Source organism: Kitasatospora sp. NPDC004531 (genome assembly GCF_053602195.1).
The window spans coordinates 64498-82052 of sequence record NZ_JBSGDD010000003.1 but is presented as its reverse complement, the minus strand read 5'-3'; the positions used below and the strand labels follow the sequence as shown (position 1 = coordinate 82052).

Here is a 17555-nt window from a genome sequence, read left to right as displayed (position 1 = left end):
GGCCCTGGGCGCTCAGCCGGAGAAGACCACCTGGTCGACCGTCCAGAACGCCGAGTTGGTGCCGGTGTAGCGGAACTGGAAGCGCGCCGTGGACGCGCCCGCCGGCACCGTGATGTTCAGGTGCTCGACCGTGTTCAGGTCGGCCCGGTAGGACTTCACCAGCTGCGGCGCGCCGTTGTCGAACACCACGTACAGGTCGCCGGTCTGCGGGCCGTCGATCTTGTAGTCGGTGGCGAAGGACAGCGTGCCGCGGCTCAGCCCGGCCACCGGGTAGGCGGGGGAGATCAGCGTGGAGTCGAACTGCCCGGCTCCGTGCGCCTTGTCGTCCCACTCGTCGGAGTCGGCGACCGCGAAGACGTTGCGGGCCCGGACGTTGGTCTCGCGGCTCTGGCCGAGCTGCGCGGCCGTCCAGAACTCGTCCGTGGCGAACGCCCAGCCGCGCCACTCGGTGACGCCGCCGGACGGCATCCGGGAGTTGTCGATCGACCAGCCGGCCGGCGGGGTGTGGGTGAAGCCCTTGATCGCGGAGCCGATGCCGGTCTCGTCGACCCGGCTCTGCAGGCCGGGCCGCAGCGCGTCGAACGCGTCGGGGACGATCTCGTCCACGGGGGAGCCGTCCAGGCCCCAGGCCGGGTCGATCGGCGCGCCCTCGTGCTTGAGGACGGTCGGCGCGATGTCCACCGGCTTGACGTCGTAGCGGCGCGCCCCGGCCGGGAGGCCCTGGCCGTTGAGGATCATGAAGGTCTGGCGCTCGTTGGCGGAGTTGCCGCCGTGGCCGCCCGCGTCGGTGTGGCCGTGGTCGGTGGTGACGACGATCAGCCAGTCCTCGGAGCCGTACGTGGGGCGGGACTTGAGGGCGGCCAGTACCTGCCCGACCAGGCCGTCGGCGGCGTGGATCGCCGACATGTACTGGCTGCTGGTGCCGCCGTAGCTGTGGCCGGCCTCGTCCACCTCGTCGAAGTGCAGGAACACCTCGTCCGGGTTGCCGTGCGCGAGGAAGTCGGCGGCGTCGGCGGCGGTCTTCGGGTCGTTCTCGCTCTCCGCGATCCGCAGGTCGGCCTTGCTGTTGAAGACGTTGCCGGTGATCGGGTTCCACGAGCCGATCACCAGCGTGGAGTTGCCCGGATCGGCGGTCTCCAGCCGGCCGGCGTAGTCCGGGTAGAGGTCGAAGCGCGCGCCCGTGAACGCGTTGTCCAGCACCCTGTGCTTGTCCGGCCACACGCCGGTGGCGATGGTCGACCAGCCCGGGCCGGAGAGGGTCGGCGCCAGCGGGTTGGCGTACAGGTTGGAGGTGGCGGTGGTGCCCGAGGCCATCAGCGCCTTGAGGTTCGGCGCGTCGGCGGTCAGCAGCCGGTCGTAGCGGGTGCCGTCGATGCCGATCACCAGCGTCTTGGCCTGCTTGGTGCCGTTCGGCAGCCCGTTGTAGGAGGCGGTGGCGGCCGGGGCGGCGGTGGCCGATCCGGCGAGCGGCAGCAGGGCGGCGGCGACCACTGCGGCAGCCGAAAGGGCAAGGGCGGAACGGGAGTTGCGCACGGGGTCTCCCAACGGGAAAGCGACACGGTGCGGTTGCACCGGCACAGCGAGGATGGGGCGACGGGGCGAGCACGACCCCCCGGCGAGTGCACAATTGTATGAACAAGTGTCAAAATTCAGACCAGACCGGTTACTTGTTCGTGATGCTTCGTGGACGGCCGGAGCGGCGTGCTCGATAAGGTGGGCCGATGGAGCAGCGCACCGCCCTCGCCCCCGCCAGATCCGGCGTCCCCGAGCACGGGCGGGTGCCGAAGTACTACCTGGTCAAAGCCCGACTCGAAGAACTGCTCGACGAGTTGGGGCCCGGCGGCCGACTCCCCACCGAGACCGCGCTGGCCGAGCGGTACGGCGTCGCCCGGGCCACCCTCCGGCAGGCCCTGCGCGACCTGACGCTCGAAGGCCGCCTGCGCCGCCGGGGGAGGGGTACCGTGGTGGCCGGCGCCAAGATCGAGCAGCCGCTGTCGCTGGCCAGCTACACCGAAGGCGTCACCCGCCAGGGCCTGCGCCCCGGCCGCACCCTGATCGCCCTCGACCGGCAGCCCGCCGACCCCGTCCTCGCCGCCCGCCTGGACGTCGCCCCCGGCGAACCGCTCTGGCACCTGGAACGCGTCCTGCACGCCGACGAGGAACGCGTCGGCCTGGAATCCAGCTACCTGCCGGTCGCCCGAGTCCCCGGCCTGGCAACGGAGTTCGACCCGGCCGGCTCGCTCTACGCCCACCTGCTCACCCGCGGCATCCGCCTGGCCGGCGCACAGGAACGCATCGAGACCGTGCTCGCCACCCCGCGCGAGGCCCTCCTGATCGGGACCCCGCCGGCCCTGCCGATGCTCCTGCTGCACCGCCACAGCCACGACCACGCCGGCCGCCCGCTGGAACTCGTCCGCACCCTCTACCGGGGCGACCGCTTCAGCTTCACCCTCGACCTCGGCCGGCCGCCCGCTACCGGAACGTGAACACGCTCCCCGGCGGAGGGCCCGGCCAGCCCGGATAGGGCGGCGGTGGCGGGGGCGTGTACCCCGGCAGGGGTGCCGGGTTCGCCGGCGGGGTCGGCTGCTTGCCCGACGGACGGGCGTCCGGCGTGTCGACGAAGCGGAGCAGCAGCAGTAGCGCACCCAGGACGAGCATCCCCACGCCCGCTGACCTGAACCTCCCCATCCGGCCCTCCCCTTCCGGCGTTGCGGCGGACCGTATCCAGGATGCCTCCGCCCGGGCGCCCCGTGCCAGCGTCAACTCACTTGACTTGTCGCCGAGTTGTCGTCGTTCGGGACGAGCGGCGGTTCGGGATTGGCGCGCCGGGGCAGCGGGCAGGATTCCGGTCCGGGGTGCCGGGTCGCGTTGCGCGGCTCCGGCGGTGGGCAGGGGGACCGCGATGCCGCAGGCACGACTCGTTGTTCGCGCGCACCGGGTGGTGCGGGGCACGGGCTGGTTCATGGTCGCCGCCCTCGGGGCCGGATCCGTCCTCGGCCCGTTCGTCGCCGCGCCGGACGTGCGGGCACTGATGACGCTGATCGCGGCCGCGGCGCTGGCGTCGGCGCTCGGGATCGTGTACGTCCTCCGTCACGGGCGCCGCCTCACCGCCACCGAGGCCGGTCTGCGCCTGAGCACGCCGGACTGGCCGGGCGCGACCCTCGTCCCGTGGCAGGACGTCCGCTCGATCACCGTCGGCCGGGCCCAGCGCGGCGCCCTGGTGCTGGACGCCGTGTACGTCGCCCTGACCCGCATCCCGCCGGGCCGCCGCCTCGCCCTCCATTCGGAGCGGGTCGCCTGGCGCGAGCACGCCCGGCAGATCGGCGCCGACCCGGCCGGCCCCGGCCTCGCCCTGCTCGGCGAGATCGACCCGAAGGCAGTGGACGCCTGGCTGACCGCGCTCCCCGCCGCCGTCCGCACCGAGCGGCTCCGACCCGCACCGTGACCGCGCCCGGGGCCGCCGCCACTGCGGCTCCCGCCGCTACGGCAGGTGCACGTCGTCGAGCGAGCGGATCCGCGGGATCGGCGAGGCCAGCAGCCACAGGGCGGACAGCGTGCCTCCCACCGCCGCGACCAACAGGGCGGGGCGGAGGCCGACGGTGGTGCCGAGCAGCCCGCCGGTGAGGGCGCCGAGCGGGCGGACGCCGTAGTTGACGGTGGCGAACGCGCCGGACACCCGGCTGCGCAGGGCGTCCGGGACGGCCGCCGCCTGCAGGGAGTTGAGGTTGACGTCGAACAGCATCACGCCCAGCGCGGAGAGGAACTCGAACGCCGTCAGCATCCCCATCCGGGCCCATCCGGGTCCGTCCGCCACGGTCAGCAGCGCCATCGGGGCCGGGAAGAGCACGGAGCCGAGGAGGACGGTGCGGCCCAGGCCGAGGCGGCGGGACACCGCGGGGGCGAGCAGCGCGCCGAGCAGGCCGCCGGTCGAGCCGAGGCCGAACGCCGCGCCGATGCTGCCCGCCGACAGGCCGAGGGTGCGGCCGGCGAACAGCACCACCAGGCCGTAGCCCAGCAGGGTGAAGAAGTTGACGGTGGTGCAGCAGCCGAGGCTCGCCCGCAGCACCGGATCGCGCACCACGAAGCGCAGGCCCGCCCGCGCCCGGGACAGCATCGGCTCCGCCCGCCCGCCCCGGTCGGCTTCCGTCCGCGGCAGGCGGATCCGACCGATCAGGAAGGCCGAGACCAGGAACGACAACGCGTCCGCCAGTACCGCGACGGGCGCCGACAGCAGCTGCACCAGCGCCCCGCCCAGTGCCGGCCCGGCGATCTGCGACGCCGAACGGGTGGTGCTGAGGCGGCTGTTGGCGGCCAGGTACGCGGTCCGCGGCACCAGGCGGGCGAAGAACGGCGCGTACGCGTTGTTGAACAGCACCCCGGCCGCGCCCGTCACCGCCGCCACCGCGTACAGCTGGCCCAGGGTCACCGCGCCGAGCAGCGCGGCCGGCGGAAGCGAGGCCAGGGCCGCCGCCCGGACGAGGTCCGCGACCACCATCAGCCGGCGCTGGTCGCGGCGGCCGTCCACCCACGCGCCGAGGAACACCGCCAGCAGGTTCGGCGCCCACAGCACCGCCGTCAGCGCGGCCACCTGCGCGGTGGAGGCGTGCAGCGCGGTGACGGCGATCAGCGGCAGCGCCAACTCGGTGATCCGGTCGCCGCACTGGGAGACGGCCTGGCCGGCCCAGAACCGCCGGAACCGCCGGTCGTGCCGCAGCGGCCGGTCGGCGGCGGGAGCCCGGACCAGCGTGGTCATTCGCCGCTCCCCGGGTCCTCGGCCTCCGGCAGCGCGTACCGCATCAGCCGCACGGCGCGCGCGCCGGCCGGCCACTCGGCGGCGGTGCGGTGCACGTACGGGGCGAGCAGCCGTTCCACCGCGTCCGACAGCTCGGCGAGCTCGGCGGGGGAGAGGACCACCCTGGTGTTGGCCAGGCCGGACAACCTCCGCCACTCCAGCGGAAGTTCGGGTTCGACCTCGGTGATCCAGCGGGACGGCAGGTCCGCCGAGCGCAGGAACAGCTGCCGCGAGAGTGCGCGCGCGGCCGCGCCGCCCTCCCCGTCGTCCGTCGGCGCGTACCGGAACCCGCGCCCGACCGCCTCCCAGCGCCGCTTGCGCCGGTCCGGCCCGGGCTCGGCGTCGCGCACCAGTCCGAACTCGGCGAGGTGCCGCAGGTGCCAGCTCGTCACCGTCGGCGTGGCCCCGACGTGCGGGGCCAACTCGCTCGCGGTGGACGGGCCGTGGCGGCGCAGCCGTTCCAGGACGGCCAGCCGGACGGGGTGCGCCAGGGCGCGCATGGCCCTGGGATCGGTGAGCTCGACATCGCCGAGCGGGTTGCCCGAATTCATTCCTGAGAGTGTGCTCTCACAATATCTGAGAGTCAACTCTCAGATTCGCGAGGGTCGTTGGCGGCCGCCCCCTGCCGGGTGCCCGGGAGGACCCTTGTGCGGCCCTTGTGGAGTTGGCGAGGGCATGTCGCAAGGGCCGTCCGCGGTTCTAGCGTCCTGCCGCCGAGCCGAAACCGGCCGCGACACCACACCCCTTCGGTGCCGCCGGCCGTCCCCCATCAACCCCGGCTCGGCGGGAGGAATACCCGATGAACCGCAAGACCGCTCTGGCGGCGGCCGTCGCGGCCGCCCTCACCCTGGGCACCGCCGCACTGGCCACCTCGCAGAACGTCGCGCAGGCCAGCGCCGCCACCCAGCCGGGCGCCGGATTCCAGGCGATGAGCACGGTCGGCCGGCTGGCCGCGCTCGACCAGGCCGGCAAGGAGGCCGGCGCGACGGCCAAGGCGCTGGGCCTCGGCCCGGACGAGCGCCTGGTTGCCAAGGACGTCCTGGTCGACAACGACGGTGCGCGGCACGTCCGCTACGACCGCACCTACCGGGGGCTGCCGGTGGTCGGCGGCGACCTGGTGGTGCACCGCGCCAAGAACGGGAAGATCACCTCCACCACCTGGGCGCACGACGGCGCACTCAAGGTCGCCGGGGTGGCGCCGAAGCTGTCCGCCCAGGACGCCTCCAAGACCGCCGAGCGCAGCGCCAAGCACGTCAAGCAGGCCCGCACCACCAACCTCGACAGCAGCCAGCTGGTGGTCTGGGCGGGCGGCAAGGTCCCGGTGCTGGCCTACCGCAACACCGTCACCGGCGCGGGCGACACCGGCGCCAACTCCCGCGAGGCGGTGCTGATCGACGCGGCCAGCGGCGCGGTCCTGGACAGCTACGAGGTCAACCCGGAGATCTCCGGCACCGGCAACGGCGTCAACGTCGGCCAGGTCACGCTGGAGACCAGCCAGGGCGGCAGCGGCTACACGCTGACCGACGCGCTGCACGGCTCCACGGTCGTCTACGACTCGTACAACAGCCCGCAGTCCAACCCCGCGCAGAACGCCCGCACCTTCAGCAAGTCCACCAACACCTGGGGCAACGGCTCCACTTCGAGCCGCGAGAGCGCCGCCGTGGACGCCTCCTACGGCCTCGCCAAGACCTGGGACTACTACAAGAACACCTTCAACCGCAGCGGCATCCGCAACGACGGCCGCGGCGCCCCGGCCTACGTGCACGTCGACAACCAGCTGCTGAACGCGTTCTACGACGACAGCTGCTTCTGCATGTCCTTCGGCGACGGCTCCAGCCAGAACGGCAACACCCCGCTGACCGCGCTCGACGTGTCCGGCCACGAGATGAGCCACGGCGTCACCGCCGCCACCGCCAACCTGAACTACTCCGGCGAGTCCGGCGGCCTCAACGAGGCCACCTCCGACATCTTCGGCAGCATGGTCGAGTTCTACGCCAACAACACCACCGACCCCGGTGACTACTACATCGGCGAGAAGCTCCACATGGGCAACGGCTACCTGCGCCGGATGGACAACCCGTCCGCCGACGGCAGCTCGCTGTCCTGCTACAGCAGCCGGGCCGGCCAGGTCGACGTGCACTACTCCTCCGGCATCGCCAACCACTTCTTCTACCTGACCGCCGAAGGCACCGGCGCCAAGACCATCGGCGGCCTGCCGCACAACGGCACCCCGTGCAACGGCGACAGCTTCAACGGCATCGGCAAGGACAAGGCCGCGGCCATCTGGTACCGCGCCCTGAGCACCTACATGACCTCCACCACCAACTACTCCTCCGCCCGCACCGCCACCCTGCAGGCCGCCGCCGACCTGTACGGCAGCAACTCGCAGGAGCGGTACATCGTCTCCAAGGCCTGGGCCGCCGTCTCCCTCGGCACCGCCCTGCCCGACCCGGGCGGCAGCACCTCCAGCCCGAGCCCGTCCCCGACCGGCTCGCCCACCGGCAACCCCAACCCCGGCAACGCCCTCACCAACGGCGACTTCGAGCAGGGCGCCACCGGTTGGACGCAGAGCGCCAACGACATCACCAACTCCAACCAGCAGACCCCGCACGGCGGTTCGTGGTACGCCTGGATGATGGGCTACGGCTCCGCCGCGAGCGAGACGCTGTCGCAGAGCAACATCGCGGTGCCCGCCGGCGGCACCCCGAAGCTCACCTTCTGGCTGAAGGTCACCACCCAGGAGACCGGCTCCACCGCCTACGACACCCTGAAGGTCACCGCCAACGGCGCCACCCTGGCGACCTACTCCAACGCCAACGCCAGCGCCGGGTACGTGCAGAAGACCGTCGACCTGTCCGCCTACCGCGGCCAGAGCGTCAACCTGCAGTTCGCCGGCCAGGAGGACGCCTCGCTGTCCACCGTCTTCCTGCTCGACGACGTCTCCGTCGGCTGACCCGCACCAGCCCCCAACAGGTCTCCCTTAAAAGGGACTTAACGCAGCATCGCGAGCGTGTCGTGTTCATGTGACACCCTCGCGCAACCCGGTGGAAGGCGGCACACTGACCGCCATGACCGGCATCCTCCCCGGCCCGGCCGGACCCGCCACCACCACGGCAGGTCCGGCCGAGCCCGCACTCGTCGACCGCGCGCACCTGCTCGCCGACATCCGCACCGCCCTCGCCGCCACCGGCGGCGTCCTGCTGCACGGACCGGCCGGCATCGGCAAGACCGCCCTGCTCGACGCACTCGCCCGCGAAGCCCACGCGACAGGGGAGTCGGTCCTGCGCAGCAGCCCCACCGCCGCCGAGGCGGACCTGCCGCACCTCGCCCTGATCGACCTGCTCGGCGAAACCCTCCCCGCGCTCGCCGAAGAACTCCCCAGCCACCTGCGCCAGGCCCTCGAATGCGCGCTGCTCCACCGCGCCCCCCAACTCGGCGTCCCCACCGACCCGTTGGCCGTCCGCGTCGCCGTCCTGGAGACCCTGCGCCGACTCGCCGGGCGCGGCCCCGTGCTCGTCCTGCTCGACGACACCCAGTGGCTCGACGAAGCCAGCCGCCAGGTCATCGCGTTCGCCGCCCGCCGCCTCGCCGACCACCCGGTCCGCTTCGCCGTCACCGAACGCACCGAACACGCCGACACCGCCCCCACCATGGGCGCGCTCTGCCCGCCCGCCGCCCGCGACCTCCCCGTCGGACCCCTCGGCGAACGCGGCACAGGAGCCCTGCTGCGCGAACGACTCGGCCTGCGCCTGAGCGGCCTCACGCTCGCCCGGGTGCACGCCGTCAGCGCCGGAAACCCCTACTACGCCCTGGAGTTGGGCCGCTCACTGGCCACCGACCACGCCGACGCCGCGCTCGCCGCCGACCCCGCCCGGCCGCTCGACGTCCCCCACCGGCTGCGCGCCCTGGTCTCCGCCCGCCTCGCCGAACTCCCCGACGCCGCCCGCGCCGCCCTCACCGTCCTCGCCGCCGCCCGCACCGGCACCGGCCTGCCCGCCACCGTCACCGAACCCCTCGCCGCCGCCCGCCGCCACGACATCGTCCGCCAAACCCCCACCGGCGCACCCCAGTTCAGCCACCCGCTGATCGCCGAAGTGGTCCTCGCCGACGCCACCCCCGCCGCCCTGCGCGACGCCCACCGGCAACTCGCCGAACTCACCGCCGACCCCGTCGAACAGGTCCGCCACCAGGCCCTCGCCGCCGAACACCCCGACCCCCGACTCGCCTCCCGCCTCACCCGCGCCGCCGACACCGCCCTCACCCGGGGCGCCCCCGGCACCGCCGCCGAACTCCTCCGCCACGCCGCCCGCCACACCCCCGACCCCGACACCGCCGGACGCCACCTGCTCGCCGCCGCCCGCAACGCCGCCGCCGCAGGCCTGCCCGACCTCGCCCGCGCCTGCTGCGCACACCTCGCCACCGCCCCCGCCGCCGACCTGCGCGTCCACGCCCGCCTGCTGCTCACCCGCCTCCTCGGCCCCGACCACCCCGACGCCGAAACCCTGCTGGCCGCCGCCGCCGACGACACCGGCGGCCACCCCGCCCTCACCGCCGCCGTCCACCAGGAACGCGCCGTCCGCGCCCTGCACCGCGGCGACCGCACCGAGGGCTTCGCCGAACTGGAGACCGCCGAGAAGCACGCCGACCACGCCGACAACCCCGACCTGCTCGTCGAACTCCTCGCCCTGCGCGCCCCCATCACCCTGCTCACCGACCCCGCCCGCGGCCGCGCCCTGTTCGAACGCGGCTGCCGCCTCGCCGCCGGCCGGCCCCCCACCGCCGCCGCCGTCCTGTGCCGCGAAGGCCTCGCCGTCGCCGCCCTCCGCAGCGGCGACACCCCCCGCGCCCTCGCCGAGGTCGAAGCCCTGCGCGCCGAGATCGAAGCCGCCGGCCGCACCGAGGACCTCACCAACGTCCTCTACATCGCCGCCTCCGTCCACGAACGCGCCGGCCGCTGCACCGAGGCCCACGCCGCCGGCCGCGCCGCCCACGACCTGCGCGAACGCATCGAACCCACCCCCGGCCCCGCCCGCGTCCTCGGCGGTGCCGCCGAACTCAACGGCGGCACCGCCGAACGCGCCGCCCAGCTCCTCGACTCGGCGATCCGCGCCGCCGAGGACGACCACGACCACGAGTGGCTCGCCTACGCCCACGGCCTCCGCGGCCGCGCCGCGCTCCTGCTCGGCCACCTGCCGACCGCCGTCCACCACCTCACCCAGTGCCAACTCCTGCTCCGCCGCATGCAGTTCACCGACCCCAGCCTCTTCCTGGTGGACGCCGACCTGGCCGAAGCCCTCGCCCTCACCGGCCGGCCCGCCGACGCCGCCGCCACCCTGGCCGACGCCCGCACCCGCGCCGCCCACCTCGGCCGCGACGTCGTCCTGCTCGGCCTCCACCGCGCCGAAGCCCACCTCACCGCACTCACCGACCCGCGCCTGGCCGCGGACACACTGCGCTCGCTGCTCCCCGCCGCCCACCCCTACCCGCTCGAACTCGCCCGCGCCCAGCTCTCCCTCGGCGCCCTCGAACGCCGCGCCCGCCGCCGCGCCGCCGCCCGCGCCGCCTACCAGGACGCCCACGCCCGCTACACCGCCGCCGGCTGCCTCCCCTGGATCAGACACGCCGACGCCGCCCTCGCCTCCCTCGACGCCCTGGAAGCCGACCCCACCCCCACCCAGCAGCAGATCCTCGCCCTGGTCCGCACCGGCGCCACCAACCGCGAAATCGCCGCCACCCTCCACCTCTCCGTCAAGGCCGTCGAGGCGAACCTGACCCGCCTCTTCCGCCAGTACGGCGTCCGGGGTCGCGCGGAACTCGCGAAGTGCGAGGCGTAGTCGGCGAGTTGCTCAGTCGACCAGGACGCCGCCGAGCCGGACGATCGCGGCGAGGGTGTCGTCGTCGAAGCCGCAGTCACGGGAGAAGCGAGTGCCCCGCAGTCGGTCGGTGAGGGGGAGTCGGTGGAGTACCTCGCCGGTAAGGAAGTCGAGCAGCCAGAGTTCGCCCATGTGAGTGGTCAACGCCAGGCGGTCACCGGCTGTGGCGGCCCAGAGTCCGGTGATGACTGGAATGCGGTGGTGCCACAGGGCGGGTTCGTCCGGGTGGTCGAGCCGCCACCCCCGCAGGCTGCCGTTCGAGGCCAGTGCGGCCAGACCGGAAACCGAGCGGTAGACGAAGCGTTGGATGGGGCCGTCCAGTGGGAACGGCAGCGCAAGGCCGTCTGCGGCGAGGCGCACTTCTTCGGACGTGCTGTCCACCACGGCCACGATCCGACCTTCGGGGGTGAGCAACGCGCTGCCGGCGGAGCGGTCGATGCTCTGCATCGCAGCCCCCAGAGGCAGGGCAAGCCGGCCGATCGAGCGCCATCCCCCGGCTGCCTGCTCGTCGGTGACAAGGAACTCCACCGCGCCCCGGGAGGAAGTCAGTACGCCTACTCGCGAGTGATCGGAGAAGTGGAAGCAGCGATTCGAACCCGCCATCCAAGACAGCCTCGCGACCACCGTGCGGCCGTGATCGCGAACGATGTAGGCTCCGAGATCGAAGACCCGCGGGAGGCCACCCCAGCGGATGGGAAGCTCCATGGGGCCGATACCAGGAGTGGTGTCGAGCACCTCGCCCGTAGCCGACCGGATGAGCCATCCGCCGCCAGGCCCGGCCGCCCACCAGGTGCCGCTGTCCCAGATCGTCAGCGCCCGGATGCCATCGATCGGAAACCGGAGCGGCGGATCGGTCAACCGCCCACCGGGCCAGTGCAGCAACGCGCCGTTCGACGCCGCGACGACAGTGCCGTCGTCCATCAGCAGGCCGGCCCGGCCCCGCGTTCCGTCGCGCAGGATGTTGGGGCGGACCCGGGCCTCCGTCAGATCCGCACCGGAGAGATCGACGCCGGCGAGTGCCGCACGGCGCAGGTCGGCGCCGCGCAGGTCGGCGCCCGACAGCGACACCCCGCGCTCCAACTCCCATGGCCCGAAGCCGAAGAGCTGCCGACCGGGCAGCGACAGCCCTGCCAGGTCGAAGCCCGCATGCACCGCCAGGTTCAGGCAGTTGCCGTCCAGCCGCCCGGTGTCCGGGTGTCCGGTCAGCTCCACCAGCCGTGCGAGGTTCCCGGGCTCGTCGCGGACCATGGCGGCCATGAACTCGAACACCGTCAGGTTGTCCTCCAGCATCCCGAACGAGCCCGCCAACACCTCGATCGACTCCGGGGCGAAGCCTGCCAGCGGCGCGAGCGAGCCGTCCGGGCCACGTGAGGTGAAGTACTCCGACCAGGGCACAAGGTGCGAGGCGCCGTCCCCCTCCCACTCGGTGGGCTGTACCGCCGCCAGGAAGTCGCCCTCCAGCAGCCCGAGTTGGGCCACCAGACGGAGCGCCACCAGGAACTCCAGCAGCGACTTGTGCGAAGGCCCGTAGTCGCCCTCCGCGTTGCGCACCAGCATGCCCTGGTTGCGCATGTCCTGCTCCCAGAAGTCCAGATCCTTCGCGCTCTGCACGGCCGGGCCGAAGCAACTGCGCAAGTGGTCGGGAAAATCACGGTAGTTGAGCGTCAGCCGGTCGGTGGAGAGCATCTCCCAGGCGACCTCGCAGAGGAAGTACAGCTTGTCCGCGCGGGAGGTGAAGGTGCGCTCCTCCAGCACGTCGCGGTCCATCTTCCGCTGCACCGCGTACAGGTAGATGCGGGCCAGATCGACCTCCGCGCCGTGCTCGATCTCCGGCAGCGCGTCGATCACCAGCTCCGACATGACGGGCCGCCGCATCAGCTCCAGGACGTCCGGGTGGCCCATGACGGTGCGCACCTTGTCGTCGTCCTTGAGGTCGTTGCGCAGCATCCGCTCGATCTGCTCGTCGTCGAACGGGACCAGCTCGACGATGTCGAACGTCGGCCCGTTGACGATCGCGCCGTGGCCGGAGGCGCTGATCTTCGCGCCGAACAGGTCCCGCGCCTCCTGGGCGTCCCGGAAGTGTTCCTTGCGGCTGCTCAGCAGCACCTTCGCGCCTTGGTCCACCGCCGAGGCCAGCGACCAGAAGTTGGCCACCACGGTGTTGCGGTCGGCCCGCGCCGCCATCTCGTCGAAGCCGTCGAAGATCAGCAGCAGCCGGCCCATCCGGTTGAGCACCTGGACGACGTCGGCGCTGCGCAGCACCTTGTGCTTGTTGAAGAAGAACTCCGCCAGCAGCCCCTGCACGGTGGTCTGCTTGACGTAGTCCCGCAGCGGTATCAGCAGCGGCAGCCGAGGACGCGGCACACCGCGCCGCTTGGCCTCCCGCCAGGCCTGCACCATGGTGTGCGCCAGATGGAGGGCGAACCAGGACTTGCCCATGCCGAACTCGCCCAGCACGGACAGGTGTTGCTTGGCCGGCTCGTCCAGCCAGCGCGCCACGTAGTCGTCCAGGCCGCCGTCCTGCCAGCGGTAGTCGCTGGTCGCGAGGCGCTGGCCGGTGACCGGGTCGACCTCGTCCTTCTCGCAGGACAGCGGAACGTACCTGGTGTCGATGCCGCGCCGCCGCACCTCTTCCTCCACCCACGCGAGGTACGGCTCGAAGTCGGCCTCCTCGTCGATGAGTTCGTCGAACGAGTAGCAGAACAAGGTGTCGTCGCTGGCCTTCGCCAAGGCCCTGGCCGCCGCACTCACCCGCAGCCGGGCGATGCCCCAGCCTTCGGCGGCCGCCATCGAATCGGTCAGCCCCGCAAGGGCGTTGAGGTGGTGCGGGCCCAACTCGCCCGCCACGCACAGCATCACCGTGCGGTCGAAGCGCCCCCGGCGGCGCGGAATGTCCACCAGCAGCGCGACCGCGTCCTCGCCGACCGGCCACTGCTCGCGCCGGATCTCGTACCCGACGGCCCGGAACCACTCCTCCGCGTCCTGCGCCAGCCGCTGCGCCGGGGTGAGTTCGGCCCGGTGGGGCTCGATCCGCAACCGCCGGTGCTCCTCCTCGTCCCGGGTCCGGTCGGCGGTCCTGACGAACTTCTTGACCATCTCCTCGAATCGCACCTCGTGCGGCTCCCTGGTCCGGTCGACCAGCTCCTCGAACGTGGCGCTGAACGCGTCCACGTGTTCCTCGAAGCCGTGCGCCAGATGCCCGAACTCCCCGGTCTCCCGGTTCCGTTCGACCGCCTCCGCCACCTCGCGCCGCACCCGCGCCAAGTCCCGGTGCTCGAACGAGCGGCGGAACGAGTCGATCACGTACTCGTCGCGGAACACGGCCAAGACGGACTCCGCCCGCCCCGCGCAGTACTCGATCAGCGTGAGCGCGTAGAGACCGTCGAAGTCACGCGGAGGCTTTCTCGGATCCAGCTTGACGAGCCGCAGCGCCCGCAGCACCCGCTCCTGCCGCATCGCCGCGTCCGTCAGCGGCTTGGCCACCAACCTCGCCAGCGCCCCGGCCGCCGTCGCGATCACCGACATCCCGCTGCCCCCTCGCATCCGCCCGTCCCCTCGGGAACCCTATCGGGCCGCTCCGGCCGGTACGCGAGGATGAGCCCATGGAAGATGATCTGCTGAGGTTCCTGCGGGCGTGCAACGAGAGCGACAATCACGCCTACGCGTACGTCGCCCATGTCTTCGGCGTCGAGGCCCTGCTCGACAGCCACCTGCCGATGCTCGACCTGATCGAGATGCTGGCGGGCGAGTACGCGACGATGGACCGCTCGGACCCTCGTGCGGCCGGCCTCGCCTACGCGCTCCGTGTCCTCGCGCAGGCCTACAGCACGCACCCCGACTACCGCGCGGAATGGCGTCCCGGACCCGCGTCGGAGACACCTGACGAGGCCGCGCATCACGCGAGCTGACAGTCAGTCATATCCGGTATCGCGCCCTCCCGGCCGGTGCTTCGGTGGTCGGATGCTGCTGCCGACGGTCCGACCCGCCAGTTCGTGGCTCCCCGCAGGGGTGAATCTCCGGGGCGCTCCTTCTCAGTGGTCGCATGTGGTCCTGACACAGCATCAGGACCACATGGCCGTATGGGTGCTCTGCGGGCCGTCAAATCCTGTGGCTATCTGATTATCGGCAGGGCACACACAGCGCCCCGCCGCCAAAGCGAACTACTCGGAGGAGAATTCCCATGCGTGCTATCCAGCGTGTTCTGGCCGTCGGCGCCCTCGCCGCCCCCCTGGTGATCGGCTGTGCCGGGCTCGCGTCCGCCGACGAGCCGAGCGCCCACTTCGTGCAGGGTGCGTTCGAGGCGAGCGCGGCGGGTGCGGGCGAGGCCTTCGTCAGCTCCCAGGTCTCCGAGCACTGCGTCGAGCACATGGCCGGCGCGGTCTTCGCGGGTGACGAAGGTGTCGCCGGCTCGCTGACCGACTCCGGTGCCACCTTCTAATACCTGAGTCCCCACCTCGAACCGGATGCCCGGCGGGAAACCACCCGCCGGGCGTCGCTGCGTCCCCGGGCAGCGAGCGAGAACTGACGGAAGGTCAAAAAATGTGCGTCGGTGGCAGGATGGGCCACATGAGTGAAGAACCCCGACCTCTCCTGGTGGACCGCACGCCCTTCCCCGACGGCGGCATCGACGCGCGCCTTCGCGCCCAGCTGACCTTCCTGGTGGAGATCGACCGGCTCAAGACCGTCCTCCGGCAGTCCCCGCTGGTGGCGGCCGACCGGCGGGAGAACGATGCCGAGCACTCCTGGCACCTGGCCATGATGGTGACCGTCCTCGCGGAGTACGCGGACGAGCCGATCGACGTCGGGCACACCGTCCAACTCGTGCTGCTGCACGACCTGGTGGAGATCTACGCCGGGGACACCCCGCTGTACGACACGGCGGCGGGCGTCGATCAGGCGGAGCGCGAGTCGGTGGCGGCGGACGAGCTGTTCGGGCTGCTGCCGAAGGACCAGGCGCGGTGGTTGCGGGAGCTGTGGGACGAGTTCGAGGCGCGCCGCACGCCGGAGGCGCGGTTCGCGAAGGCGATGGACCGGTTGCAGCCGTTGCTGCTCAACTGGATGGCCCAGGGCGGCACTTGGCGCACGCCCGGAGTGACGGCGGACGACGTCCGGGCGCGCAAGGCGGTGATCGGGGACGCGTCGGCGGCGCTGTGGGAGGCCGGGCGGCGGCTGATCGACGAGGGCGAGCTGCGCGGCTGGGCGCGGCGCGGTAGCGGCGAGCAGGGCTGACGCCCCGGCCCCGACCGGGCGCGCCGTGAAGGAGCGGGGCCCCGGTCGGCGGGCTCGCGCCCGGGTGTGCTTCGCTGAGGTCGCGCCGTGCCACAGGTGGTGCGAGCGGGGAAGTTGGAGGAGGTGGGCGGTCGTGCCGATCGTCGCGGTGAGCGTGCTCAGTCATGCGGGAGTGGTGCGCTCCCACAACGAGGACAGTGTGGCGGTCGGGCCGTGGACGCTCTGCGCGACGGCGACCGACAGCCCGCAGACCCTCTACTTCCCGCTCGGCGCCGCCGCTGTGACGGTGGCGGTCGCCGACGGGCTCGGTGGCCACCGGGGCGGCGACGTGGCCTCCTCGTTGACCGTCGGCCAACTCGGCGCGGCCGGCGCCGGCCTGACCGACGAGCAGTCCGTCGAGGACATCCTGCAGTCCTGCCACGCGGCGCTGCACGACGCCTCCGACGCGGACCCCACCCTGGCCGGCATGGGCACCACCGTGGCCGGGCTGGCGATGACCGCCGACGCCGTGCTGGTGTTCAACGTCGGCGACAGCCGGGTCTACGAACTCACCGACGCCGAACCGAGGTTGCTCAGCGTCGACGACAGCCCGCCGCTCGCCCCCGGGCAGCGCACCACCCACCTGGTCACCAGCGTCCTCGGCGGCGGCACCCCTCGTGACGCCCTCCGCCCGCACGTGAGCCGGCTGCCGCTCCGCGTCGGCGCCCGCTACCTGCTCTGCACCGACGGCCTGAGCGACCCGGTGCCCCCGCAGGAGTGGGCGGCCGTGACCGCCGACGGCGACGCGCAGGAGGACGACCAGCACGCCGTCGTCGAACTGTGGCGTGCCGCGATCCGCGCGGGCGGCCCGGACAACATCACCGTCGCCCTGGTCCGGATCGAGGACTGACCCCGACCGTCCGTGCCATCCCGGGAGCCCCAACCGGCCTGCTGGGAGCGGAAGTTCAGACCCGTTCCAGCGGCCGGTGAGGGCCGTCCGGCAGGGTGACGGTGACGGCATCGCCGGGGTGGATCAGGCCGCCGGTGCGGACGATGCCCATGATGCCCGCCTTGCGGACGATCGTGCCGCTCTCGTCCCGACCGACCACCTGCTTGAGCAGGCCGCCCTGGAAGTTGTCGATCTGCGCGCACGGGTTGCGCAGCCCGGTGACCTCGACCACCGCGTCGGGGCCGAGGTGCAGGAGGGCTCCGACCGGGAGGCCCAGCAGGTCCACGCCCAAGGTGGTGACGTTCTCGCCCAACTCGCCCGGGGCGACGGCGAATCCGGCCCCGGCCAGGTCGTCGAACAGCTCGGCGTGGATCAGGTGGACCTGGCGCAGGTTCGGCACCGTCGGGTCCTGGGCGATCCGGGAGCGGTGCTTGACGGTGACGCCCGCGTGCACGTCGCCCTCGACGCCCAGACCCTCCAGGAGCCGGATCGCGTCCCGGTTGGGCTTGGTGAAGGAGTACTCGCCGTTGCTGCTGACCGCCACCACACTGCCGGACATCGCCCACCGCCCCATCTCGAACCTCGGACCCCGAACGAACCTCGGACCCCGAACGGCCCTCGCGGCCCCCACCCTAGGCGACGCGTTCGGCGGCGGTTCCACCGCCCGGAGCGCTGCGTGAACGGGCAAGCGGCGGGCGCGAGTTCGGCACCGGACGTCGGAGCCGGCCGGCCG

The 17555-nt window shown here is 72.7% G+C and carries 13 protein-coding genes; 8 read left to right on the top strand and 5 right to left on the bottom strand.

Annotated elements, in window-relative coordinates; genetic code table 11:
• Window positions 1-12: 12 nt before the first annotated feature.
• Window positions 13-1533 (bottom strand): alkaline phosphatase family protein, encoded by a 1521-nt coding sequence (locus ACWEMJ_RS02570; RefSeq protein WP_452135082.1) that lies wholly within the window; start codon window positions 1531-1533, stop codon window positions 13-15.
• A gap of 188 nt (window positions 1534-1721) precedes the next feature.
• On the opposite strand from ACWEMJ_RS02570, the gene ACWEMJ_RS02565 reads away from it, so the two are divergent.
• Both ACWEMJ_RS02565 and ACWEMJ_RS02560 read left to right on the top strand, forming a co-directional pair.
• Window positions 1722-2486, top strand: a complete 765-nt coding sequence (locus ACWEMJ_RS02565) for a GntR family transcriptional regulator (protein WP_452135081.1) — start codon at window positions 1722-1724, stop codon at window positions 2484-2486.
• A 416-nt stretch (window positions 2487-2902) separates the two neighbouring features.
• Window positions 2903-3445, top strand: coding sequence for a hypothetical protein (locus ACWEMJ_RS02560; RefSeq protein WP_452135080.1), 543 nt, complete (start codon window positions 2903-2905; stop codon window positions 3443-3445).
• Between the two features lie 36 nt (window positions 3446-3481).
• On the opposite strand, the gene ACWEMJ_RS02555 is transcribed toward ACWEMJ_RS02560, so the two are convergent.
• Window positions 3482-4753: an MFS transporter gene (locus ACWEMJ_RS02555; RefSeq protein ID WP_452135079.1), complete on the bottom strand. Its 1272-nt coding sequence runs from the start codon at window positions 4751-4753 to the stop codon at window positions 3482-3484.
• Window positions 4750-5343: an ArsR/SmtB family transcription factor gene (locus tag ACWEMJ_RS02550; protein WP_452135078.1), complete on the bottom strand. Its 594-nt coding sequence runs from the start codon at window positions 5341-5343 to the stop codon at window positions 4750-4752. Before ACWEMJ_RS02550 ends, ACWEMJ_RS02555 begins: the two co-directional genes overlap by 4 nt.
• Window positions 5344-5591: 248 nt before the next feature.
• Between ACWEMJ_RS02550 and ACWEMJ_RS02545 the strand changes: the two genes are divergently transcribed.
• Window positions 5592-7745, top strand: a complete 2154-nt coding sequence (locus tag ACWEMJ_RS02545; protein WP_452135077.1) for a M4 family metallopeptidase — start codon at window positions 5592-5594, stop codon at window positions 7743-7745.
• 115 nt (window positions 7746-7860) lie between these two features.
• A complete protein-coding gene (locus ACWEMJ_RS02540; RefSeq protein WP_452135076.1) occupies window positions 7861-10626 on the top strand; it encodes an AAA family ATPase in 2766 nt (921 codons plus the stop codon).
• Window positions 10627-10638: 12 nt separating this feature from the next.
• Here ACWEMJ_RS02540 and ACWEMJ_RS02535 read toward each other — a convergent pair whose 3' ends face one another.
• Window positions 10639-14190: an NACHT domain-containing protein gene (locus ACWEMJ_RS02535; protein WP_452135075.1), complete on the bottom strand. Its 3552-nt coding sequence runs from the start codon at window positions 14188-14190 to the stop codon at window positions 10639-10641.
• A 77-nt stretch (window positions 14191-14267) separates the two neighbouring features.
• Here ACWEMJ_RS02535 and ACWEMJ_RS02530 point away from each other — a divergent pair, with 77 nt between their 5' ends.
• The 4 genes from ACWEMJ_RS02530 to ACWEMJ_RS02515 all read left to right on the top strand — a co-directional run bounded on the left by ACWEMJ_RS02530 (window position 14268) and on the right by ACWEMJ_RS02515 (window position 16783).
• The gene (locus ACWEMJ_RS02530) at window positions 14268-14573 is read left to right on the top strand and encodes a DUF6221 family protein (RefSeq protein ID WP_452135074.1); all 306 of its coding nucleotides are present in this window, start codon (window positions 14268-14270) and stop codon (window positions 14571-14573) included.
• Window positions 14574-14845: 272 nt separating this feature from the next.
• Window positions 14846-15103 (top strand): hypothetical protein, encoded by a 258-nt coding sequence (locus tag ACWEMJ_RS02525; protein WP_452135073.1) that lies wholly within the window; start codon window positions 14846-14848, stop codon window positions 15101-15103.
• Between the two features lie 128 nt (window positions 15104-15231).
• Window positions 15232-15894, top strand: coding sequence for an HD domain-containing protein (locus ACWEMJ_RS02520; protein ID WP_452135072.1), 663 nt, complete (start codon window positions 15232-15234; stop codon window positions 15892-15894).
• 133 nt (window positions 15895-16027) lie between these two features.
• Window positions 16028-16783: a PP2C family protein-serine/threonine phosphatase gene (locus ACWEMJ_RS02515; RefSeq protein ID WP_452135071.1), complete on the top strand. Its 756-nt coding sequence runs from the start codon at window positions 16028-16030 to the stop codon at window positions 16781-16783.
• Window positions 16784-16838: 55 nt separating this feature from the next.
• Here the strand turns inward: ACWEMJ_RS02515 and ACWEMJ_RS02510 are convergent, their stop codons facing one another.
• Window positions 16839-17381 carry an MOSC domain-containing protein gene (locus ACWEMJ_RS02510; protein WP_452135070.1) on the bottom strand — a complete coding sequence of 181 codons (543 nt, stop codon included), beginning with the start codon at window positions 17379-17381 and terminating at the stop codon, window positions 16839-16841.
• Window positions 17382-17555 lie beyond the last annotated feature (174 nt).

What these genes read in the sequence shown, in the direction of transcription:
- ACWEMJ_RS02565 (WP_452135081.1), top strand. Translation starts at nt 1,722, where the DNA reads ATGGAGCAGCGCACCGCCCTCGCCCCCGCCAGATCCGGCGTCCCCGAG.
- ACWEMJ_RS02560 (WP_452135080.1), top strand. Translation starts at nt 2,903, where the DNA reads ATGCCGCAGGCACGACTCGTTGTTCGCGCGCACCGGGTGGTGCGGGGC.
- ACWEMJ_RS02555 (WP_452135079.1), bottom strand. Translation starts at nt 4,753, where the DNA reads ATGACCACGCTGGTCCGGGCTCCCGCCGCCGACCGGCCGCTGCGGCAC.
- ACWEMJ_RS02550 (WP_452135078.1), bottom strand. Translation starts at nt 5,343, where the DNA reads ATGAATTCGGGCAACCCGCTCGGCGATGTCGAGCTCACCGATCCCAGG.
- ACWEMJ_RS02545 (WP_452135077.1), top strand. Translation starts at nt 5,592, where the DNA reads ATGAACCGCAAGACCGCTCTGGCGGCGGCCGTCGCGGCCGCCCTCACC.
- ACWEMJ_RS02540 (WP_452135076.1), top strand. Translation starts at nt 7,861, where the DNA reads ATGACCGGCATCCTCCCCGGCCCGGCCGGACCCGCCACCACCACGGCA.
- ACWEMJ_RS02535 (WP_452135075.1), bottom strand. Translation starts at nt 14,190, where the DNA reads ATGTCGGTGATCGCGACGGCGGCCGGGGCGCTGGCGAGGTTGGTGGCC.
- ACWEMJ_RS02530 (WP_452135074.1), top strand. Translation starts at nt 14,268, where the DNA reads ATGGAAGATGATCTGCTGAGGTTCCTGCGGGCGTGCAACGAGAGCGAC.
- ACWEMJ_RS02525 (WP_452135073.1), top strand. Translation starts at nt 14,846, where the DNA reads ATGCGTGCTATCCAGCGTGTTCTGGCCGTCGGCGCCCTCGCCGCCCCC.
- ACWEMJ_RS02520 (WP_452135072.1), top strand. Translation starts at nt 15,232, where the DNA reads ATGAGTGAAGAACCCCGACCTCTCCTGGTGGACCGCACGCCCTTCCCC.
- ACWEMJ_RS02510 (WP_452135070.1), bottom strand. Translation starts at nt 17,381, where the DNA reads ATGTCCGGCAGTGTGGTGGCGGTCAGCAGCAACGGCGAGTACTCCTTC.